Origin of the sequence: Oscillibacter sp. 1-3 (genome assembly GCF_000403435.2) — a bacterium.
In the GTDB taxonomy this organism is placed as follows: domain Bacteria; phylum Bacillota; class Clostridia; order Oscillospirales; family Oscillospiraceae; genus Oscillibacter.
The window spans coordinates 405,370-421,232 of record NZ_KE159707.1 but is presented as its reverse complement, the minus strand read 5'-3'; the positions used below and the strand labels follow the sequence as shown (position 1 = coordinate 421,232).

The following is a 15,863-nucleotide window of genomic DNA, read 5'->3' as shown; positions in this document are numbered from 1 at the left end:
AGGTGGCTATGCCCGTTGTTTATCAGATCGCAGGTACTTACTTCACGATATAGGTGATAGGTGCGGAGGTATCTATGCCAGCATACATGGTTTCAAAGCCCGCATAGCGATCCAGCCCTTTTTTAATGTTTGCATCCAGAGCGCGAAAATGTTCGTCGCGCTGGGCTTCGGTGTCGAAATAGATTACATTGCTTTCGGGCAGGCCATTTGCTGCTACGCCGGTTTTGTCCACGGGCGTACCATAAATATCGCCAGACTGCACCGGGGTTGCCATTTGAGCCTCACTTGTATCAAATTCAGCAGACTTGCCATCATCTTTGAAAAAAGTCCCAAAGGTGTCCGCAATCTGCGGAGTGGAGGCCGGTTTACCCACAATGTTGATATTGTCGTTCTGCTCCACGGGATCGGCCTGCTGTGCATTTGCGGAGGTCGCAAATGCCGTGGTTACTCCACAAACCAAGGCCAGGGCCAGAACAAGAGAGAAAATAGATGCTTTTTTGATTTTCATAATTGCAGTTATCCTTTCTTCAATCGCGTTTTTACTAAAATTGCTGCACAAGGGAGCAAAGCCGCTTCGAGTTTCTTCCATGCTGATGAGTGTCCGCGCATAAGCCGCTTTTGTGTTCTCCCCAAAAAGATGCACTACTGCCTCGTCGCACGATAGTTCAATATCCCGGTTCACAAGGATATACATAACCCAAACCAAGGGATTAAACCAATGCACACACAGCGTCGTAATCAACACTAATTTTGTAATGCTGTCAAACCGCCGGATATGCACATATTCATGCTCCAAAACATATCGAAGTGACTTTGTATTAGCCCATTCAGTAGATATTGGCATCAGAATTACGGGGTGAAATACACCATAGGTAAGCGGGGCAGAAAATCTACTGGATTGCCGAACGGAAATAGGACGCTTCTGTTGATGCTTGTTCAGCCAGCTTCTAATGAAGGCATTTTCTACTGGAAATGAAGTTTGAAATTCTTGTCGGCACTTCCAATATGCTACGCCAAAAGCCAAGGCACAAATCAATGCACCAGCAGCCCAAACAACCACCCAAACAGAAATTATATTTGTGGACATTGTAGCCTTTTGCCCAGCTACTTCGACCGGCATCAACGCAACTGCAAGGGGGCTTTCTGCAACGTCTGTTCCTGATACATGACTGCCTAATAATGAATAGACACTAAATACAGAGGGGAAAGAGAACGGGAGCAGCAGGCGCACAACGGCTATTCCCCAAAGCGCCAAAAAGGTCTTTTTCGGGAGACGGTTGATTGCCAAGGTACGAATGACGGTGATTGCCAAGATCATCACGCCTCCCGCAAAACTCATTTGCAACAGGCTCATTTGCATCACCTCATTCCAAGTCGCCAACAATCTGCTTCAGCTTTTCGATTTGCTCGGCGCTCAACTTTTTTCGCCCCAGCAAAGCCGCAAACAGTTTGTCCGCACATCCGTCATACACCCTGTCGATCAGTTCGTTTGTTTCTGCCTCCTGTATTTCTGCCTGCGGCACAAGCGCGTGACACATGAAACCGGGGTCGGAGCGTTCAATCGCGCCTTTTTTGATGCACCGCTTAATCAAGGTATAGGTCGTATTCACATTCCAACCCAATTCCTCGGTCAGCAGTTTAGCGATATGCTTCGCAGGAACATCGCCATCGCGCCAAAGGACAGACATTACTTTCAGTTCAGAAGCAAACAGTTTAGTTTCCATTCGGTAGCACCTCCTTTTTAAGACCGTAGTAGTGGCCACACCGTTATACTACCACAGTCTTAAAAGAATGTCAATACTACTGTGGTCTTAAATTTTGATTCGGTTGATAAGTAACGCTCTTACTTTTTTGACAGACAAACTAAATCCTTTTGCATAATTCAGAACTACATAGCTTGTTCATCTCTAAATTTCGGAACCGGCCCGTCCTGATATGGGTCATAGCGATGCTCATTACAACCAAACTCCTGCAAAAAGCAGATCGTATTGTCCGCCGTCCATTTTACAAGGGTCATGCCGTCAAAGGATTCCACCCTGCCGTCGTCCATTTTATTCTTGAAATACCATTCAACGATAGTCTGATACCCTTTGTGGAAATACTGTTTGATGTCCCACTGGAGGACATTTCCGCGTGTATTCCATTCCTCAAACCAATGCTTCACTTTGGCAACACCCTGATACTGCGGCCCCCAGCTTTCGATGTAAAGGGCATCAGCAGAAAATATGTCCTCTATGCCCAGGTCTTTCTTTTGTAGCCACATATCAAACCATAGCCTGATGATTTTCTCTCGCTGATCCATAGTGTCCTCCTATACCCGCTGCCAGAGCAGCATATTGTTTTCAAACAGGCCGTTCAGCCTGCCGGTGTCCTTCAGCCACGCCAGATAGGAGCGGACGGTGCTGCCCACCAGGACGTATTGCTCAAAGTTCATGGTCAGCCCGTAGTCCGTAAACAACCGTTGCAGAATGGCCTCAAAGCAGAGCGGTTCCTTACAGATACCAATGATCTTATCCGCAATCTCCAGCACCTTGTCGATGTTGTACTGTGCGAGGTCAGCTATGTCCTCGGAGGCGGCGGCGTGGGCCGGGACAAATACCTTCGCTTGCAAGGACTTCACCATTTCCAGCGTGTTCAGATAGGCGGCAACATCGTAGATAAAGCCAATCTGATACTTGTCCAATGTTTCCCGGCTGGACAGGCAATCCGCCAGATAGACCACATCATCAGGTGTCCGAAAGCCCACCATATCAAAGAAATGTCCCGGCAGGGGGATGATTGTAAAGCCCTCCGGCAGACATTCCTTCATCAATTCCTGGGCATCACTCTCCTGGGCCATGAGAAATTTATGCCGCAGCTCCTTACACGGATAGCCGCCGTACAAAAAGGACGGCTCCAGAATGGGGTGGCAGGTAAGAGCACAGTCAATCCCCGGCACGTAGATTTTGCACCCGGTCTGTCCTTGCAAATACCTGTTGCCGCCGATGTGGTCAGCGTTGGAGTGGGTGTTGTAGATGGCGGTGAGGTGCCAGCCGTTGGCGTCCAGAATCTGCCGGACTTTACGCCCCGCGTCCTTATCATTGCCGCTGTCGATCAGGCAGACCTCCTGCCCGTCCAACCGCACCAGCCCGATCTTCGCCGGACTTTGGATGTAATAGCTTTGCTCCGAAACCTGAATCAGTTCGTACATAATCAGCGTCCTCCTTAATGGCTTGGATAGAATATGGTGTTGTAGACCTCACACCTGTCCCCGGTCACGTTCTGATAGGCGTGGGGAACGTCGGCTCGGAAACGGATAGCCTGTCTCTCGCTGACCTCCACCGGCCTGTCCCCCAGGACGAGCCGCAGCGTCCCCCGCAGGACAAAGATGTGTTCCTCCACACCCTCATCGTGCTTGTCAGAAGAATGGCGGCACTCCGGGTCAAACTCAATGTAGAATGTCTCCACGCTCCGCACCGGGTCATAGGTGAACAGCGGATAGGCCCTCATTTTGCCGCCGTCCCCCAAGACCACGTTTGCCTCGTCCGGGCCGGTGACGGTGTATTCCGTCTGCGGTTCTTCCAGGAACGCGGACAGCGGTGTTTTCAGCCCTGTGGCAATCTTCCAGAGGGTTGTCACCGTTGGGACGGACTGTCCGCGTTCGATCTGGCCTAACATGGGCTTGCTCACGCCCGTCAGCGCCGCAGTATCGTCCAGGGAAAGAGTGCGGGCCATGCGGATGCTTTTCAATTTCTCGCCAATTCTCAAATTCATAGGTTCCATTTTATATCCGTCCCGTATGTTTTAACAACTCAGAAATCCATTATAACATATCGAGCGGATAAATGGAAGTCTGAACGAAAAGTTTCTCTCCAGGAATTGAATTGCGGCTGGGCCTATGCTATAATTCAAACGGTAAATTTTTTTGAGAAAAGGTGTTTTGATGAACGAATACATAACAAATCGGGTACATGATTTGTACTGGAAGGAAGATATAAATTGTGCAAGGACAGCACTCGTCTGTTTGAGCGAATTATTTGAAATTACCATTGAGCCGCAAACAATTTGGTCTGCGGTTGGACTGCATGGCGCAGGCGGATATAGAGCGCAATGTGGTTTGGTGGAAGGTTCGCTTATGTTCATAGGGATTTATCTTCATGGGCTGGGAAAATCAGAAGATGAAATCGTATCTGCCTGTTATAATTTTGCGTCTGCCTTTGAGAAAACATTTGGGTCATTAAGATGCCTTGAACTGCGTCCTTCGGGTTTTTCAGAAAGCGATCCGCCACATCTATGTGAAAACCTGACTTGTAATGGAATTGAGTTTGCTTATCAGTATATTTTAGGGATTACGAAACAGTAAATGGAACTTATATGTTTATTGGGGAGCTGCTTGAAAAGGCGGCTCCCCGTCTTTTCCTCTTATGATATAATGCCAGGGACAGGTTGTGCCGTCCAGTTACGCTATCAAACTGTCCAGTCACGTCAACCGGGCTTACCCTGATAGCCATTTGAACGAATAAACAGGTAGAGGAATATCGCCATGATGAGAATATCAATTTGTGATGATGAAGCCCCCACCCGCGCCTATCTTACGTCCCTGATCCGGGCGCAGGACTGCCCCTGTGAGGTCGTGGAGTACGCCTCCGCCAGTGACTGCCTCGCAGACCACCGGGGAATTGACCTGCTCTTTCTGGACATTGAGCTGAACGCCACCGGCCCGGATGGTATGGCGCTGGCCCGCCAGATCAGGGAACAGTCAGCCGTGACCCAGCCGGTCATTATCTTTGTGACCGGCTATGAGCGGTATGTGTTCGATGCCTTTGACGTGGGCGCGTTCCAATATCTGCTGAAGCCGGTGGACGAGGAAAAGCTTGCCCAGGTCTTTGCCCGCGCCGTGGAACAGATCGAGGTGGGCCGTGTTCGGCCGCAGCTTTCCCATGCGCTCACGCTTCAATCTGCTGGCACCAGCCGAACCGTACCGCTGGACAACATTTATTACATCGAAAGCAGCAATCACAAGGTTGTGCTGTGTCTGAAAGACGGGGCATTTTCCTGCTACGCGAAAATTCGGGATTTAGAGGCGGAGCTGGGCGATCAGTTCTTCCGTGTCCACAAGGGCTATCTGGTCAATCTCGCCTATGTGGAGGGGTACAGCAAGACGGAGCTGACGCTGACCAATGGGGAAAAGCTGCTGATCTCCAAATACAAGTACCAGGACTTCGTGAAAGCCTACCTCCGCTTTGTGAAAAGGGGGGCTGGCCTATGAGCGAGACAGGGTTTCGGATATTCAATCAGGCATTTTCCGCCGGGGCAGAATTGACATACGCCGCCCTGCTCACCGCCTTTTTCCGGCCTTTCGTTCCGCAGGACAAACGGCGGTGCGGGCTGCTCCTTGTTTTTTTCGTCTACATTCTGTTTGAGATCGTCTGCAACCGGGCGGCGCTGCCCCAAGGCTCCTTTGGGCTGATCCTGATGGCGATGCTGCTGGTGGTATCCAGGTGGATCGGACTGGAAAAGCCGTCTGTGTTCCTCCTGACGCTGCTCTACTTCAACGCCAGGATTTCCAGCGGCCTGATGGTGCAAAGTCTGTATTTTATTGTGGAGCGGTCAGTCCCCTACCGCCTGGAACCGCCGGAGGCGGTCTTTCTCCGCGCCGCCCTGCTGGTCATGCTGTTCCTGCTGTCCCACGCCTCTATGCTGGCCGTCATGCTCTATGCCCTCCAGCATCAAATGCGGAAACAGCGTATGACGCTCCACCGGCGGGAGCTGTGCTATCTCGCCCTGGTGCCAACAGCGGGGATTCTGTTCGGACAGGTGATCTCCCGGCTGCTGGTGGAGTTCAAGGACGGCGTTCTGCTCCAGCTCTATGAGCGCCACCCGGCGTTTTTGGCGGTAATCCCGGTGCTGGCCCTGCTGTTCTACGCCGGGGCCTATCTGACCATCACTTTTCAGCAAGGTATGGCGGCGCTCCGGGCTGAACAGGCCACGCACTACATGGAGTACCAGCAGACACAGGCGATCCGGGCGCGTATCCATGAGGCGGAACAGTTCTACGCCCGCATCCGTGGGCTGAAACACGAGATGCGGGGCCATCTGACCAACATCAAGGGTCTGGCGCAGAGCGGCGAATATGCCAGCCTGGAGGACTATATCGCCAAAATGGACGAGAGTATGAGCGGCTTTGAGCTGACGCTTCAGACGGGCAACCCGGTCACGGATGTGATTGTCAACGAGACACGGCGGCGGAGCCTTGACCTGGGCATCTGTTTCCAGGTGGAGTTCCATTACCCCGATCCGGGGGCCTATGATGCCTTTGATGTGGGTATCATCCTTCAAAATCTTCTGCAAAACGCGGTGGAGGCTTGCGAGAAGGTGGGCGAGGGTGAACGGTTTATTGTACTGACTGGAAAGAGAAAAGGACGTTTCTTTCTGATAGAGGTCAAAAACTCTTTCACGGGTGAGGTGGTATTCGGGCAGGACGGCTTGCCTGTCACAACGAAACAGGAGGATGTTCCCATGCACGGCATCGGCCTTGCCAACGTGCGCCGGGAGGCGGAGAAGTACATGGGAGAATTGGAGCTGAAAGCAGTTCAGCAGGAATTTTCCGCAACAGTTCTATTGCAGGAAAGGAGCAGTTTATGAGCGGCATGATCGATTGCAGATATTTGAACAGGATGTATAGCCCCCTACCCGAAAACCGCACCGTTCGGAGTACGGCGGCACGGACTTCCAGTTTTCTGGATATGGCTGCAAAGGCCAGCAGAGGCACGGCTGACGTGCTGGAGATCAGCAGCAGGCCGGAAGTCACCAACGAGGGCGAAACATCAAATGTTGATGCTTACAAGAAACACCTGGAAAACAAATACGGACAGGTTACGATTCAGAGCGTCGGAAAAGACCAAGCCAGCCTTCAAAAAGCGGGCGGTCGCATGAACGGCAACAGCGTTGTGATTGCGCCCAACATTTTAGAGGATATGGCGAATGACCCGGAAAAGGCCGCGTATTATGAGCAGAAGATTGATGATTTTTTCAATGCTACTCCAAGATTGAAAGCACAGTTCGCCGCCCGGGGTCTTAACTATGAGCCTTGTGGCGTGGTAATCCATGAGGATGGAAGTGTGACCTATATCGGCGGCTGTGGCGATTCCCCGGAGCGTGTGGCCGAGGTAAACAGGATCAATGCGGAAAAGGCAAAGAAAAAAGCGGAACAGCAGCGGCAGTATCAGGAGCAGGCCGCAGCAGCGGCGGCACAGCGCAGGGCCATGTGGGAGCGTACCGCAGGGGCGGAGGTATTGGAAAAATCCTTTTCCAATATCGGTGATCTGCTGAAAACGCGGATGGTATCTGCCCCCGCTATCACGCCGGAGATTTCTTTACCAGCAGGAGCAAATATGTTTTTCCTCAATATGTAATGAAACAGGAAGGGTGATACAATGAGCAATATGATTCAACCGGGTTACGGAATGCGAACATACAGCTCCCCTACAAAGGCCCGTAAAGCAAGGCAGACCGGGACGCAGGGTAGCAGCTTCATGGATATGGCGGCACGGGCCGGTGAAAAGAAAAATGATGTATTTGAGGTCAACGGAACAGAGGCCACCCAGCAGAAAGCGGAGCTATCGAAAGCAGAGGAAATGCAGCTCTTTAAGAAAGAGTTTTATGAGGACTTGTCGAAAATAATCTGCAATCCAACAGTAAGTAATGCGGCTGTCAATATATCGGACGCAGCATTTCAAGCGATGAAAGATGATCCAGAATATAGGGCACAGGTTCTCGCCTTGCTTCAAAGGGATTTGGGGGCCTCCTATGCTCCGCGGAATTGTTCTGTCTTAATTACAGTTGGAACTTCGCTTGACCAATACAGGGCTGATTCCTGGCCCGTTGGAAACGATTCGGAATTTCATACGCGATCAGAGGGCAGTTTTTGGGAGCAACGCATGGAACGCCATAAAAAATATATGGAACTTGCCGAGGAAGCCGCAGCGAAACGGCGGTTGATGATGAAACTCCGTATGAACGGCGGTTCCGTCAGCGCCGCAGAACTTTTGATGGGGTTGCTTTAAGGGAGGAAATAGTGTGAGCAATACGATTCAGCCGGGTTATGGGACACAGACATATAGCGCCCCCACAAAGGCCCGTGAAGCCAAGCAGACCGGGACACAGGCCAACCGTTTTCTTGATATGGCGGCGCAGGCCAGCCGGGGCAGAACGGACACGCTGACAACCGGCATGAGCGGCCTTATGGGTATGGCGGGTCTGCCTACCAGCCTTATGATGGATTTGTCGGTGCGGGCTGCCGGGCAGGTTCAGACGGGGGATGTGGAGGCAACAGAAGCAACGGAGGCTCCTTCTCTGGAAACCATGCTGAAGGCCAAATATCCCAACATCCATTATCACGTCTTTGACGCCAGCAGCGGCTATTGGAGAACACGGAACGACTACCCTCATTACCTGTTGTACCAGGACGGGGACAAGGCAAAGGAAACGCTGGAGAATTGGCAGCCCACCGGGGCCAATCCCTTCTACGGCTCCATAGAAGGCAGGTTCACCGCTCCGAAAGAGATTCACGCCCTGGGCAACGTCCCGCCTGGGAGCAAAGCCGTGGTCATTCATCCCAAGGTGCAGGAGCGCATGGAGCAAGACCCGGCCTATGCCCAGGAGATTTTTGCGAAGATCGACACATGGTTTGCATTTGACGTAGCGCGAAACGAGGCCATTATGCCCGGTAGTACCTGGGATATGTCCCAGGCCGTTGCCATCGGGGAGGACGGGAACATCTGTAATGCCTGTTCCTCCAGCGCAGGCGGGGAGATCACCTACTCCAAGAGCGGTTCTGACGATGAAGAAAGCTGGTGGGATTTGCGTATGGCCCGCCACGCCGAGTTTATGAAACTGGCGGTGGAAAAGCAAATTCAGCGGCACATCCAGGCTTCCGAGCTGGCCGCGTCCGCTGCGGCGAAATCCCAGCTTGCCGCCATGCTGACGGGCGGGAACCTGCGGGAGATTTTTGGCAGCGAGATTGCCGGTATTCCTACTGAAACCGTTCTGGCGATCACGCAGTCCCAAGTTTGGGGCGGCGGAGCGATGTTGTAATTATCCCTCTCAAAAAAGTAAGCGGACAAGGCTCGGTTGGGCCTTGTCCGTTCACTCTATTTATAGACCATTCTGCGGTAGTCTCTCTTAGTAATACCATCCTAATCTGCTTGATAATCTCCGGCGAACCCCACAGGATCGGCACAGGAAATTCGATGACGCCAAGATGCTCGTTGCCGCTCTGGTCGGTAATATCGGCCCCTACCACCTCTGTCCGGCTTGTGTTTCGTTTTTGATTTGTTCCATTTCCGTCGCTACATATTCAGCGGTTATCTTTTGATATTCCCTATTAGCTTTTGGGAAAGATACTGACTTGAGCAACTTGGCAGAGTAAGTCTGTGCAGGTTCATTTTCAAGGTCATTTGTGTATATTTCAACAACAGCATATCCAACAATGTTATCTCCCTCGTAAATTACGATGTTGATATATGCCGTAGTTCCCATATACCGTTCAAAATCGCTCTCGCCTGTTCGCGATAGGTTAGTCCAATATACAGTAGTATCATTTCCAGTGTTGAACGACGAGTCTAAATATGTTATTTTGTTACCCTCCCAAAAAAGCAATGTCCCGCCATCAACTGATACCTCAAAACTTAAATCGTCGTATTCCGTAGTGGATAGTTTCAATGGAAGTCCCGGTCGGCTGCTCATAGCAAGGCTCCACTTATAATCTGTTGGCAACTCTATACCTTCCTGCATGGTTATTTCTTCATCTGATGAAGCGGCATACGCTGTGACTACCAAAAAGCCCGGTGCAATGGTAACGTCTGGACCAGGAATTTTGAAAAGCACTCCGGCTAACAAAGCTACGCATAAACAAGCTGCGATGGCCCCCCGTTTCAACCAGCCGGGTCTTTTGGCGTGCTGGGCAGGGGACGCTTCTTCGATGTACTTTTCGTCCACTTTGCCCATAGCCTTCAACAAACGCTTTTCTTTCATAGATCAAAACCTTCTTTCTCCAATAATTGTTTCAGTTCGTTTCGGGAGCGGAACAAAGACATTTTCACTTTGCTCTCACTCATTGAATAGCCTTTCGCAATTTCTTTAATTGTGTTCATATACCAATATCTACGCATGAATATTTTGCGACTGTCCGTTGAAAGAGTACCCAGGAACCGATTGAGCAGTTCTGTCAAAGCAAGATCATCGACAACCTGTTCCACATTTTCTGAAGCTGGGATACAATCATTCAATTCCTCCAGCACAAGCGGCACTTGTCCGCAGCCACGTTTTTCTGCGCTGTATTGCTCCCACCTGTTAAGCGATAGATGCCGGGTGATCGTTCCAAGAAAAGCCGCAAATTTACTCGGACGCTGGGGCGGCATCGTCCTCCAAGCGTTGAAGAACGTATCGTTCACACATTCCTCGCTATCCTCATGGCTGTGCAGGATATTAAATGCGATAGAATGACAGTACCTCCCGTACTTCTTCGCAGTTTCAGATATAGCAGTTTCGGCGCGCCTCCAATACAAATCTATAATTTGCTTATCCTCCACACGAACCTCCTTCCCCTTGCGATAAGGCTCTTCACCCATATAGACAGGAAACCTCTATGGCAGGTCACATTTTTTCAAAAAATAAAGTGCAGGGGACAAAACTCATTTGTGTTTTGTCCCCGCACCTTTCGTTTAGATAGTCATGTCCGAAAATGTAACGGCCATCCGCCCGACAAAATTCCACTGACGTTTCATGTAGGACTTTAGCTGCTGGGTGTCTCGCTGGTAGTCTGTATAAATCATATCCAAAGCGTCAAAGTGATTCGCTATGGCCTGGGCCACGCAGTAGCCGCTCTCCATCCCCGCCGAAATCCCCTCGCCCATCGGATTGAGGAACCCAGCGATCTCACCGGCGAACAGTACCCGGCCCTGTCCATAGGTGACGGAGCAACCGGGCCGGATATGGGGCATCAGCCACTTTTCCGCCTTGACCTGCTGCCCGATCTGCAAGCCGTGGTGGGTTTCCATGTAGGAGATGAACCGCTGATAGAACTGCTCGATCCTGCTGGTGTCCTTGACTGAAACGCCCAGCACCAGCATTTCATCTTTCACATTGAACCATGCGTCATACTCGGACAGCTCCGGCTGTAAGTAGGCATAGAAGTAGTGCGGGTCTAACTGGATTGTTCCCCGGTTGAACGTCTGGAAAGTCGTGATAAAATCCCGGTTGTTTCCAAGTAACTGCCGCTTTAATACGCCGGTGACACCCTCACAATCAATGATGTATCTGGCCTGTTCTGTGCAAGAGGATTCCCCCCGCAGCGTGACAGAAATCAAATCGGGCTGTTCCTCACAGGAAACGGCGCTGGTGTTGTCCCGGACTTCCGCGCCGGACGCTGCCGCCTGTTCCGTCAGCCAGTTATCAAAGGAACTGCGCCACACGTTCAAGCCGCCTTGTTCAAAGCGGAACTCCCGGCCTTTATCATCTGTGAAGATCATGCCCCGATTTTCTGCCGGGGTACACGTTGCGGACAGCGGTACATCCTGTCCATAGTAACGCCGCACCAAATCCATTGACTTCTGGATCAGGATGCCGGAGCATGATTTATAGCGGGGGAGTTTGTGCCGTTCTACCAGCAGGACGTGAAGACCTCTTTCAGCCAGTACCTTTGCGGCGGTACTTCCGGCAGGGCCAGCACCGACAACAATTACATCGTACATGGGGCACCCCGTTTTTCTAAAGTTTCGCTTCGATTATAGCACAATTTCATGGCTGATACAACGTAAGACAGGGCTTTCGATTCAACAAAGATGAATTATAAAGGGAAGTAAAGAGAAAATTACATCATTCAAAAGAATGAGTATGAACTATACAATGTGCTTGGGTGATGTAATATGGCAGAGGTCAAGGATTGTCCCGGTTTTGAAACTTTTGGAGAGGATGTACGAGCAGGGCGTGAAGCGCAAGGAATGACACGCAGAGCGTTGGCAGAGGAAGTAAGCGTATCAACTCGCTATCTCGCCAACATTGAATTAGGTCTAATAATTCCCAGCGTCCCGGTCATGTTGCGACTGATACAAATTTGTCATTTACCTATGGAACGCTACTTCAATCCTGCGCTAATGCAGGAAAACAGTGAAGTACGCCAGAGAGTGCGTCACAAAATGCAACTATGCCCGGAAAAATATCTTCCTATCGTAGAAGCCACTTTGGATGGGGCAATCAGAATGAAAGAGTAAGAGCCGTTGATTGCGAGGTCAATGGCTCTTATTCGTATGCCCTTATCTTCAGCGGTAGGTTACGACCTACGCTTGGCCCAGCACATTCACACGCAATAATCCCCGCCGCTCTCGCCGCTGGGCGTACTCTACCAACTCACGGGCGTTGCCGGGGTGCCATGCGTAGGCAATCAGAAAGTCGCTGTTGTCCACCATGTAGCGGTTGGCCCGGACGATAGCCAGCTTCCTTGGCACTTGCTCTATCCCCGGAGGGTAAAAGGAGCCGTCAAAGCCGCTGGGTGTCTTTTCAGTCCGTTCAGCCGGGTGGTAGGGCCGCAGGCAGATCAGCCGCACGTCCGGGTGGCGCACCTTGGCCCGCTTCACCGCGCTTGCCGCCAGCGCGTCAAACCCGCCGTAGCGCCCTACCACAAACTCCCCCACACCATACTCCGTGATATGCCGCTCCACCAGGGCGTCCAGTACCGGGGCCAGACTGTCCGGCGCGTCCCGGTGGCCGATAAAAAAGCAGGTTTTCTCCATCGCATGACCTCCTTGTGCCCGCCCGTTCGCCGGACGGCGGGAATACTTGACCTGTGATTGCCCTATTATATCATTGTATTGCTATAAATAGCAATTACATTCTCTAAATAAATCCCCGTTTTCGTGTTACCCTTTTATCGGAAAGAGGGGTGCGCTATGGAAACGGAATATCGGGAACAGTACATCCGCTTCGGATTGAAGGTGCAATACTACCGAAAATTGCAGGGGCTGACGCAGGAGGCGTTTGCGGATAAGATCGGGCGGTCATGGTCGTATGTCTCTAAAATTGAAAGCCCCACGCGGGTCTTTGGCGTGTCGTTGGAAACGCTGTTTAAGATCGCGGATGTACTGGAAGTTCCCGTTTCAAAGCTGTTTGAGGAATGAAAAAAGCCGCCCTGGACGAACTGTTTCCAGTCAGTCCAGGGCGAAAATTATACGTCTGCGGGGTCAGTAGGCAGGTGTGCCGTATCCATAAATTTCATAATGGCCTATGGCGTAGCGGTTCTCCCGGCAGCTATCGCCGGAGTTGCCCTCCACGGTGTAGACAAGACCGTTCTCCACCTTCTCCACAATGCCCACATGGTCGGCAAGGCCGTCCTGGGGGCCAGAGTTGCCCTTGTTGTCCCAATCAAAGTAGATGATGTCACCGGGACGGGGTTCATAGCTGTTGTCCTGCCAGAGTCCCCGGTCTTTGAACCAATCAGAGCCGGAGATACAGCCCGCTGTCCTGGGGATCACGCCAGCGTCCAGATACCCGCACTCGTTGGCGCACCAACTGACAAAGCAGGCGCACCACTCCACGCGGGAGTTGAAGCCGTACCATGACCAATAGGGCTGGCCCCCCACGTTGCCGAGTTGGGAGAGAGCCACCACCACGATCTCTCCATCGCCTACGCCGATACCGTATAGGGCGCTGCTCCACATACTGCGGTTTTCTTCAGCCAGTAATTCCGCAAGCTGCGCCCGCTGGTCGGCAGTGAAGTTGTAGGCGTCCGCCATTTCATCGGCGGTCTTGTGGGTCACGGTGATATAGAGGGTCGTTGTCGTTACCTCAACTTCTTCCTCAATGATGTTGCCCGCCCCATCGTCGGTTTCCACGGTTTGGGTGGTGGTGGCGGTTTCGGTGCGGCTACTTATCTCGTTCATAGCCCAAAATATCTCTTTCAACAGCTCTTTTTTGCTGTCGTCCATCGTGGCGACTTCCTGGGGGTTGTTCGGGTCGGTGGTGGTCTTAACGGCGTATATTGCCAGCACCTCCGGCCAGACGGCGCGGGAGCCGGACATTTCAAGCGTGTCATGGGCGGTGCTGTTCTTGATCTCGTCCAGCTTGCCCTCATACTCTTGATTGATCTCCCGGACAACGGCGGGCATGGTCTGTCCCGTGCCGCTGTCCTCTCCCGAAAAGAAGATACCGAAGCAGGAGCCGACGATCAGGCCAATCAAGCAGATAATCACGATAGCAAGGATGGCAACCCAGCCCCCAGCGGCAATAGCGGCCACAAGTGCCTTGACGGATGCGATCATGGCTTTTACCGTAGCGGAAACGCCCTTTGCGGCGGCTTTCGCGGTGGCGGCGGCGGTCTTGGCCGTGGCACGGGCGGCGTGGGCGGTCATTTTCGCCGCCTTTGCGGTGGCCTGGGCCGTTTTCTGTGCCGCCTTTGCCGTATGGTCTGCGGTCTTGATGGCGGTTTTAGACGTATGCTGGGCGGTTTTCACGGTGCCCTTTGCGGTACGCTGTGCCGTCTTTACCGTCCGCTGGGCGCTCTTAACAGTGCCCTTTGCGCCCCTGCCGGTGGCCTTTGCGGTCTGCCCCATAGCCTGGGCGGGCCGTTTCGCCGTTTTTATGGGCGTTTCCAGGTTATTGACCGCTGTTTCCACCTGATGGGGCGCTTTGGCGGCGTCCTGGGGCTTTACCTGCGGTGGCCGGTCAGGCTGGACAGGCCGGTTTTTCACCTGCCGTTTCCGCTCGGCCCACTTTGCGGCCTGCTTCTTGGCAAAGGCCCGCCCACGCTCCACAATGGAGTTTGCGGTATCAACAGGGCGCTCAATGTCAGCGCGGGCCGGGGGCCGCTCCGCTGTGCGCTCATACCGTGGGAGGTGCTGACGCTCCGGGGCTGTCCCGGTTCGCTGGCGTGGGAGCCGTCTGTCCTGGGCGGAGCCGGTGCCCTGCCGGGGGCGCTGCCCATCCCTGGGCGGGTCGGTGCGCTGACGCGGGAGCCGTCCCTCCGGGGCTGTCCCGCTGTGCCGCTGCGGGGGCTGGCCCTCCGGGGCCGTACCCTGGGACGGTTCGGGGGCGGGAGCCTGTTCCGTGGGGGCGGTGTTTTCCCGGCGCTTCTCCGCCGCCCGTTTCTCCCGCTGGCGCTGGAACAGCTTTCGCCCCTGGCGTGCTGCCGTTTTCGTGCCAGACACCGCCACATTCGCCGTATCATGGGCCAGATCATCGGCAGCAAACTCCACCTTATCCTCGGCGTATTCGCTGGGAGTAGCCTGCCGGTCATCCATCAGCGCCGCCGCGTTCCGCTTGGAGCGGATAAAGGCGTTTTTCATGCGCTGGCCCACGACAGCGGATTTATCCAACACCTTAATGTCCTTACCCTTTTCACGGGTCTTGATCTTGCTCATGGCCGCTCACCTGCCCGTCTTTTCATCCAGCGGTGTTTCAGTTCGGCGGGGGCCACATAGTAGTCCCTGCGGCGCTGGCCTGTCCACTCCCGGCCCCCGGCCTCGCCGTCAAAGGCAAAGCCAGCGGCCCGCAAAGATGCTCCGTTCTCGGATGCCAGCGTATAGGTGACGATTCGCTCATAGCCCATCTCAAACCCAATGCGGCAGCAGGCCCCGTAGAGCTTGGAACAGGCGTTGTCCGTCCCATCCGTACAGCAGCGCAGGATTTCCAGGGTCAGCCCATCGTCCAGATACCGGGCGACGGGACGGCCACAAATGGCGACGCCGCACAGGTTGTCCCCATCATAACAGGCCACGGCGAACTTGCCGCCCACGGGCGGGATGCTGTGCCGGTGATACCGGCCCACATACTCCCTCGCGGCCCGCAGGTGGCAGGGCTTGATTTTCAATGGCATTTTCATCCCTCCATTC

At 53.1% G+C, this 15,863-nt stretch carries 20 protein-coding genes; 8 read left to right on the top strand and 12 right to left on the bottom strand.

All coding sequences use genetic code 11. From position 1 onward, the window contains the following. Positions 1 to 37 precede the first annotated feature (37 nt). From C816_RS21745 to C816_RS08515, 5 genes are all read right to left on the bottom strand, one after another. Complete coding sequence (locus C816_RS21745) at positions 38 to 1,354, bottom strand: M56 family metallopeptidase (protein ID WP_051147067.1); 1,317 nt, start codon at positions 1,352 to 1,354, stop codon at positions 38 to 40. 10 nt (positions 1,355 to 1,364) lie between these two features. Then, on the bottom strand, positions 1,365 to 1,724 hold the full coding sequence (locus C816_RS08530; RefSeq protein WP_016321983.1) for a BlaI/MecI/CopY family transcriptional regulator: 360 nt from the start codon (positions 1,722 to 1,724) through the stop codon (positions 1,365 to 1,367). 164 nt (positions 1,725 to 1,888) lie between these two features. Further along, positions 1,889 to 2,302 (bottom strand): nuclear transport factor 2 family protein, encoded by a 414-nt coding sequence (locus C816_RS08525; protein WP_016321982.1) that lies wholly within the window; start codon positions 2,300 to 2,302, stop codon positions 1,889 to 1,891. 9 nt (positions 2,303 to 2,311) lie between these two features. Then, positions 2,312 to 3,190: an MBL fold metallo-hydrolase gene (locus C816_RS08520; RefSeq protein WP_016321981.1), complete on the bottom strand. Its 879-nt coding sequence runs from the start codon at positions 3,188 to 3,190 to the stop codon at positions 2,312 to 2,314. 14 nt (positions 3,191 to 3,204) lie between these two features. Next, positions 3,205 to 3,753 carry a helix-turn-helix domain-containing protein gene (locus C816_RS08515; protein WP_242832165.1) on the bottom strand — a complete coding sequence of 183 codons (549 nt, stop codon included), beginning with the start codon at positions 3,751 to 3,753 and terminating at the stop codon, positions 3,205 to 3,207. A gap of 169 nt (positions 3,754 to 3,922) precedes the next feature. Between C816_RS08515 and C816_RS22635 the strand changes: the two genes are divergently transcribed. The 6 genes from C816_RS22635 (at position 3,923) to C816_RS08490 (ending at position 9,075) form a co-directional block, all read left to right on the top strand. Next, a complete protein-coding gene (locus C816_RS22635) occupies positions 3,923 to 4,342 on the top strand; it encodes a C-GCAxxG-C-C family protein (protein WP_081646301.1) in 420 nt (139 codons plus the stop codon). Positions 4,343 to 4,522: 180 nt separating this feature from the next. Beyond that, positions 4,523 to 5,248, top strand: coding sequence for a LytR/AlgR family response regulator transcription factor (locus C816_RS08510; protein WP_016321979.1), 726 nt, complete (start codon positions 4,523 to 4,525; stop codon positions 5,246 to 5,248). Then, positions 5,245 to 6,624: a sensor histidine kinase gene (locus tag C816_RS08505; RefSeq protein ID WP_016321978.1), complete on the top strand. Its 1,380-nt coding sequence runs from the start codon at positions 5,245 to 5,247 to the stop codon at positions 6,622 to 6,624. The genes C816_RS08510 and C816_RS08505 overlap by 4 nt, the downstream gene beginning before the upstream one ends. A 101-nt stretch (positions 6,625 to 6,725) precedes the next feature. Then, positions 6,726 to 7,394: a DUF6033 family protein gene (locus C816_RS08500; RefSeq protein ID WP_040655305.1), complete on the top strand. Its 669-nt coding sequence runs from the start codon at positions 6,726 to 6,728 to the stop codon at positions 7,392 to 7,394. A 21-nt stretch (positions 7,395 to 7,415) separates the two neighbouring features. Continuing rightward, positions 7,416 to 8,045, top strand: coding sequence for a P-loop NTPase family protein (locus tag C816_RS24245; RefSeq protein WP_016321976.1), 630 nt, complete (start codon positions 7,416 to 7,418; stop codon positions 8,043 to 8,045). Positions 8,046 to 8,058: 13 nt separating this feature from the next. After that, the gene (locus C816_RS08490; RefSeq protein WP_016321975.1) at positions 8,059 to 9,075 is read left to right on the top strand and encodes a hypothetical protein; all 1,017 of its coding nucleotides are present in this window, start codon (positions 8,059 to 8,061) and stop codon (positions 9,073 to 9,075) included. Here C816_RS08490 and C816_RS22630 read toward each other — a convergent pair. The 4 genes from C816_RS22630 to C816_RS08475 form a co-directional block, all read right to left on the bottom strand. Next, the gene (locus C816_RS22630) at positions 9,035 to 9,283 is read right to left on the bottom strand and encodes a DUF2000 family protein (protein WP_242832164.1); all 249 of its coding nucleotides are present in this window, start codon (positions 9,281 to 9,283) and stop codon (positions 9,035 to 9,037) included. The two genes, C816_RS08490 and C816_RS22630, sit on opposite strands and share 41 nt — an antisense overlap. Beyond that, a complete protein-coding gene (locus tag C816_RS08485) occupies positions 9,277 to 10,014 on the bottom strand; it encodes a hypothetical protein (RefSeq protein WP_016321974.1) in 738 nt (245 codons plus the stop codon). Before C816_RS08485 ends, C816_RS22630 begins: the two co-directional genes overlap by 7 nt. Then, on the bottom strand, positions 10,011 to 10,571 hold the full coding sequence (locus C816_RS08480) for an RNA polymerase sigma factor (RefSeq protein ID WP_016321973.1): 561 nt from the start codon (positions 10,569 to 10,571) through the stop codon (positions 10,011 to 10,013). The genes C816_RS08485 and C816_RS08480 overlap by 4 nt, the downstream gene beginning before the upstream one ends. Before the next feature lie 132 nt (positions 10,572 to 10,703). Next, entirely contained in the window at positions 10,704 to 11,732 is a 1,029-nt protein-coding gene (locus tag C816_RS08475; RefSeq protein WP_016321972.1) for an NAD(P)/FAD-dependent oxidoreductase, read from the bottom strand. A 174-nt stretch (positions 11,733 to 11,906) separates the two neighbouring features. Between C816_RS08475 and C816_RS08470 the strand changes: the two genes are divergently transcribed. Further along, positions 11,907 to 12,251, top strand: a complete 345-nt coding sequence (locus C816_RS08470; protein WP_040655133.1) for a helix-turn-helix domain-containing protein — start codon at positions 11,907 to 11,909, stop codon at positions 12,249 to 12,251. A 66-nt stretch (positions 12,252 to 12,317) separates the two neighbouring features. On the opposite strand, the gene C816_RS08465 is transcribed toward C816_RS08470, so the two are convergent. Then, positions 12,318 to 12,770: a hypothetical protein gene (locus C816_RS08465; RefSeq protein ID WP_016321971.1), complete on the bottom strand. Its 453-nt coding sequence runs from the start codon at positions 12,768 to 12,770 to the stop codon at positions 12,318 to 12,320. 156 nt (positions 12,771 to 12,926) lie between these two features. Between C816_RS08465 and C816_RS08460 the strand changes: the two genes are divergently transcribed. Next, entirely contained in the window at positions 12,927 to 13,154 is a 228-nt protein-coding gene (locus C816_RS08460) for a helix-turn-helix domain-containing protein (protein WP_016321970.1), read from the top strand. A gap of 63 nt (positions 13,155 to 13,217) precedes the next feature. Here the strand turns inward: C816_RS08460 and C816_RS22625 are convergent, their stop codons facing one another. Further along, positions 13,218 to 15,392 carry a CHAP domain-containing protein gene (locus tag C816_RS22625; protein ID WP_016321969.1) on the bottom strand — a complete coding sequence of 725 codons (2,175 nt, stop codon included), beginning with the start codon at positions 15,390 to 15,392 and terminating at the stop codon, positions 13,218 to 13,220. Further along, positions 15,389 to 15,847 carry an XF1762 family protein gene (locus C816_RS08450; RefSeq protein ID WP_016321968.1) on the bottom strand — a complete coding sequence of 153 codons (459 nt, stop codon included), beginning with the start codon at positions 15,845 to 15,847 and terminating at the stop codon, positions 15,389 to 15,391. Before C816_RS08450 ends, C816_RS22625 begins: the two co-directional genes overlap by 4 nt. Between the last annotated feature and the right edge of the window lie 16 nt (positions 15,848 to 15,863).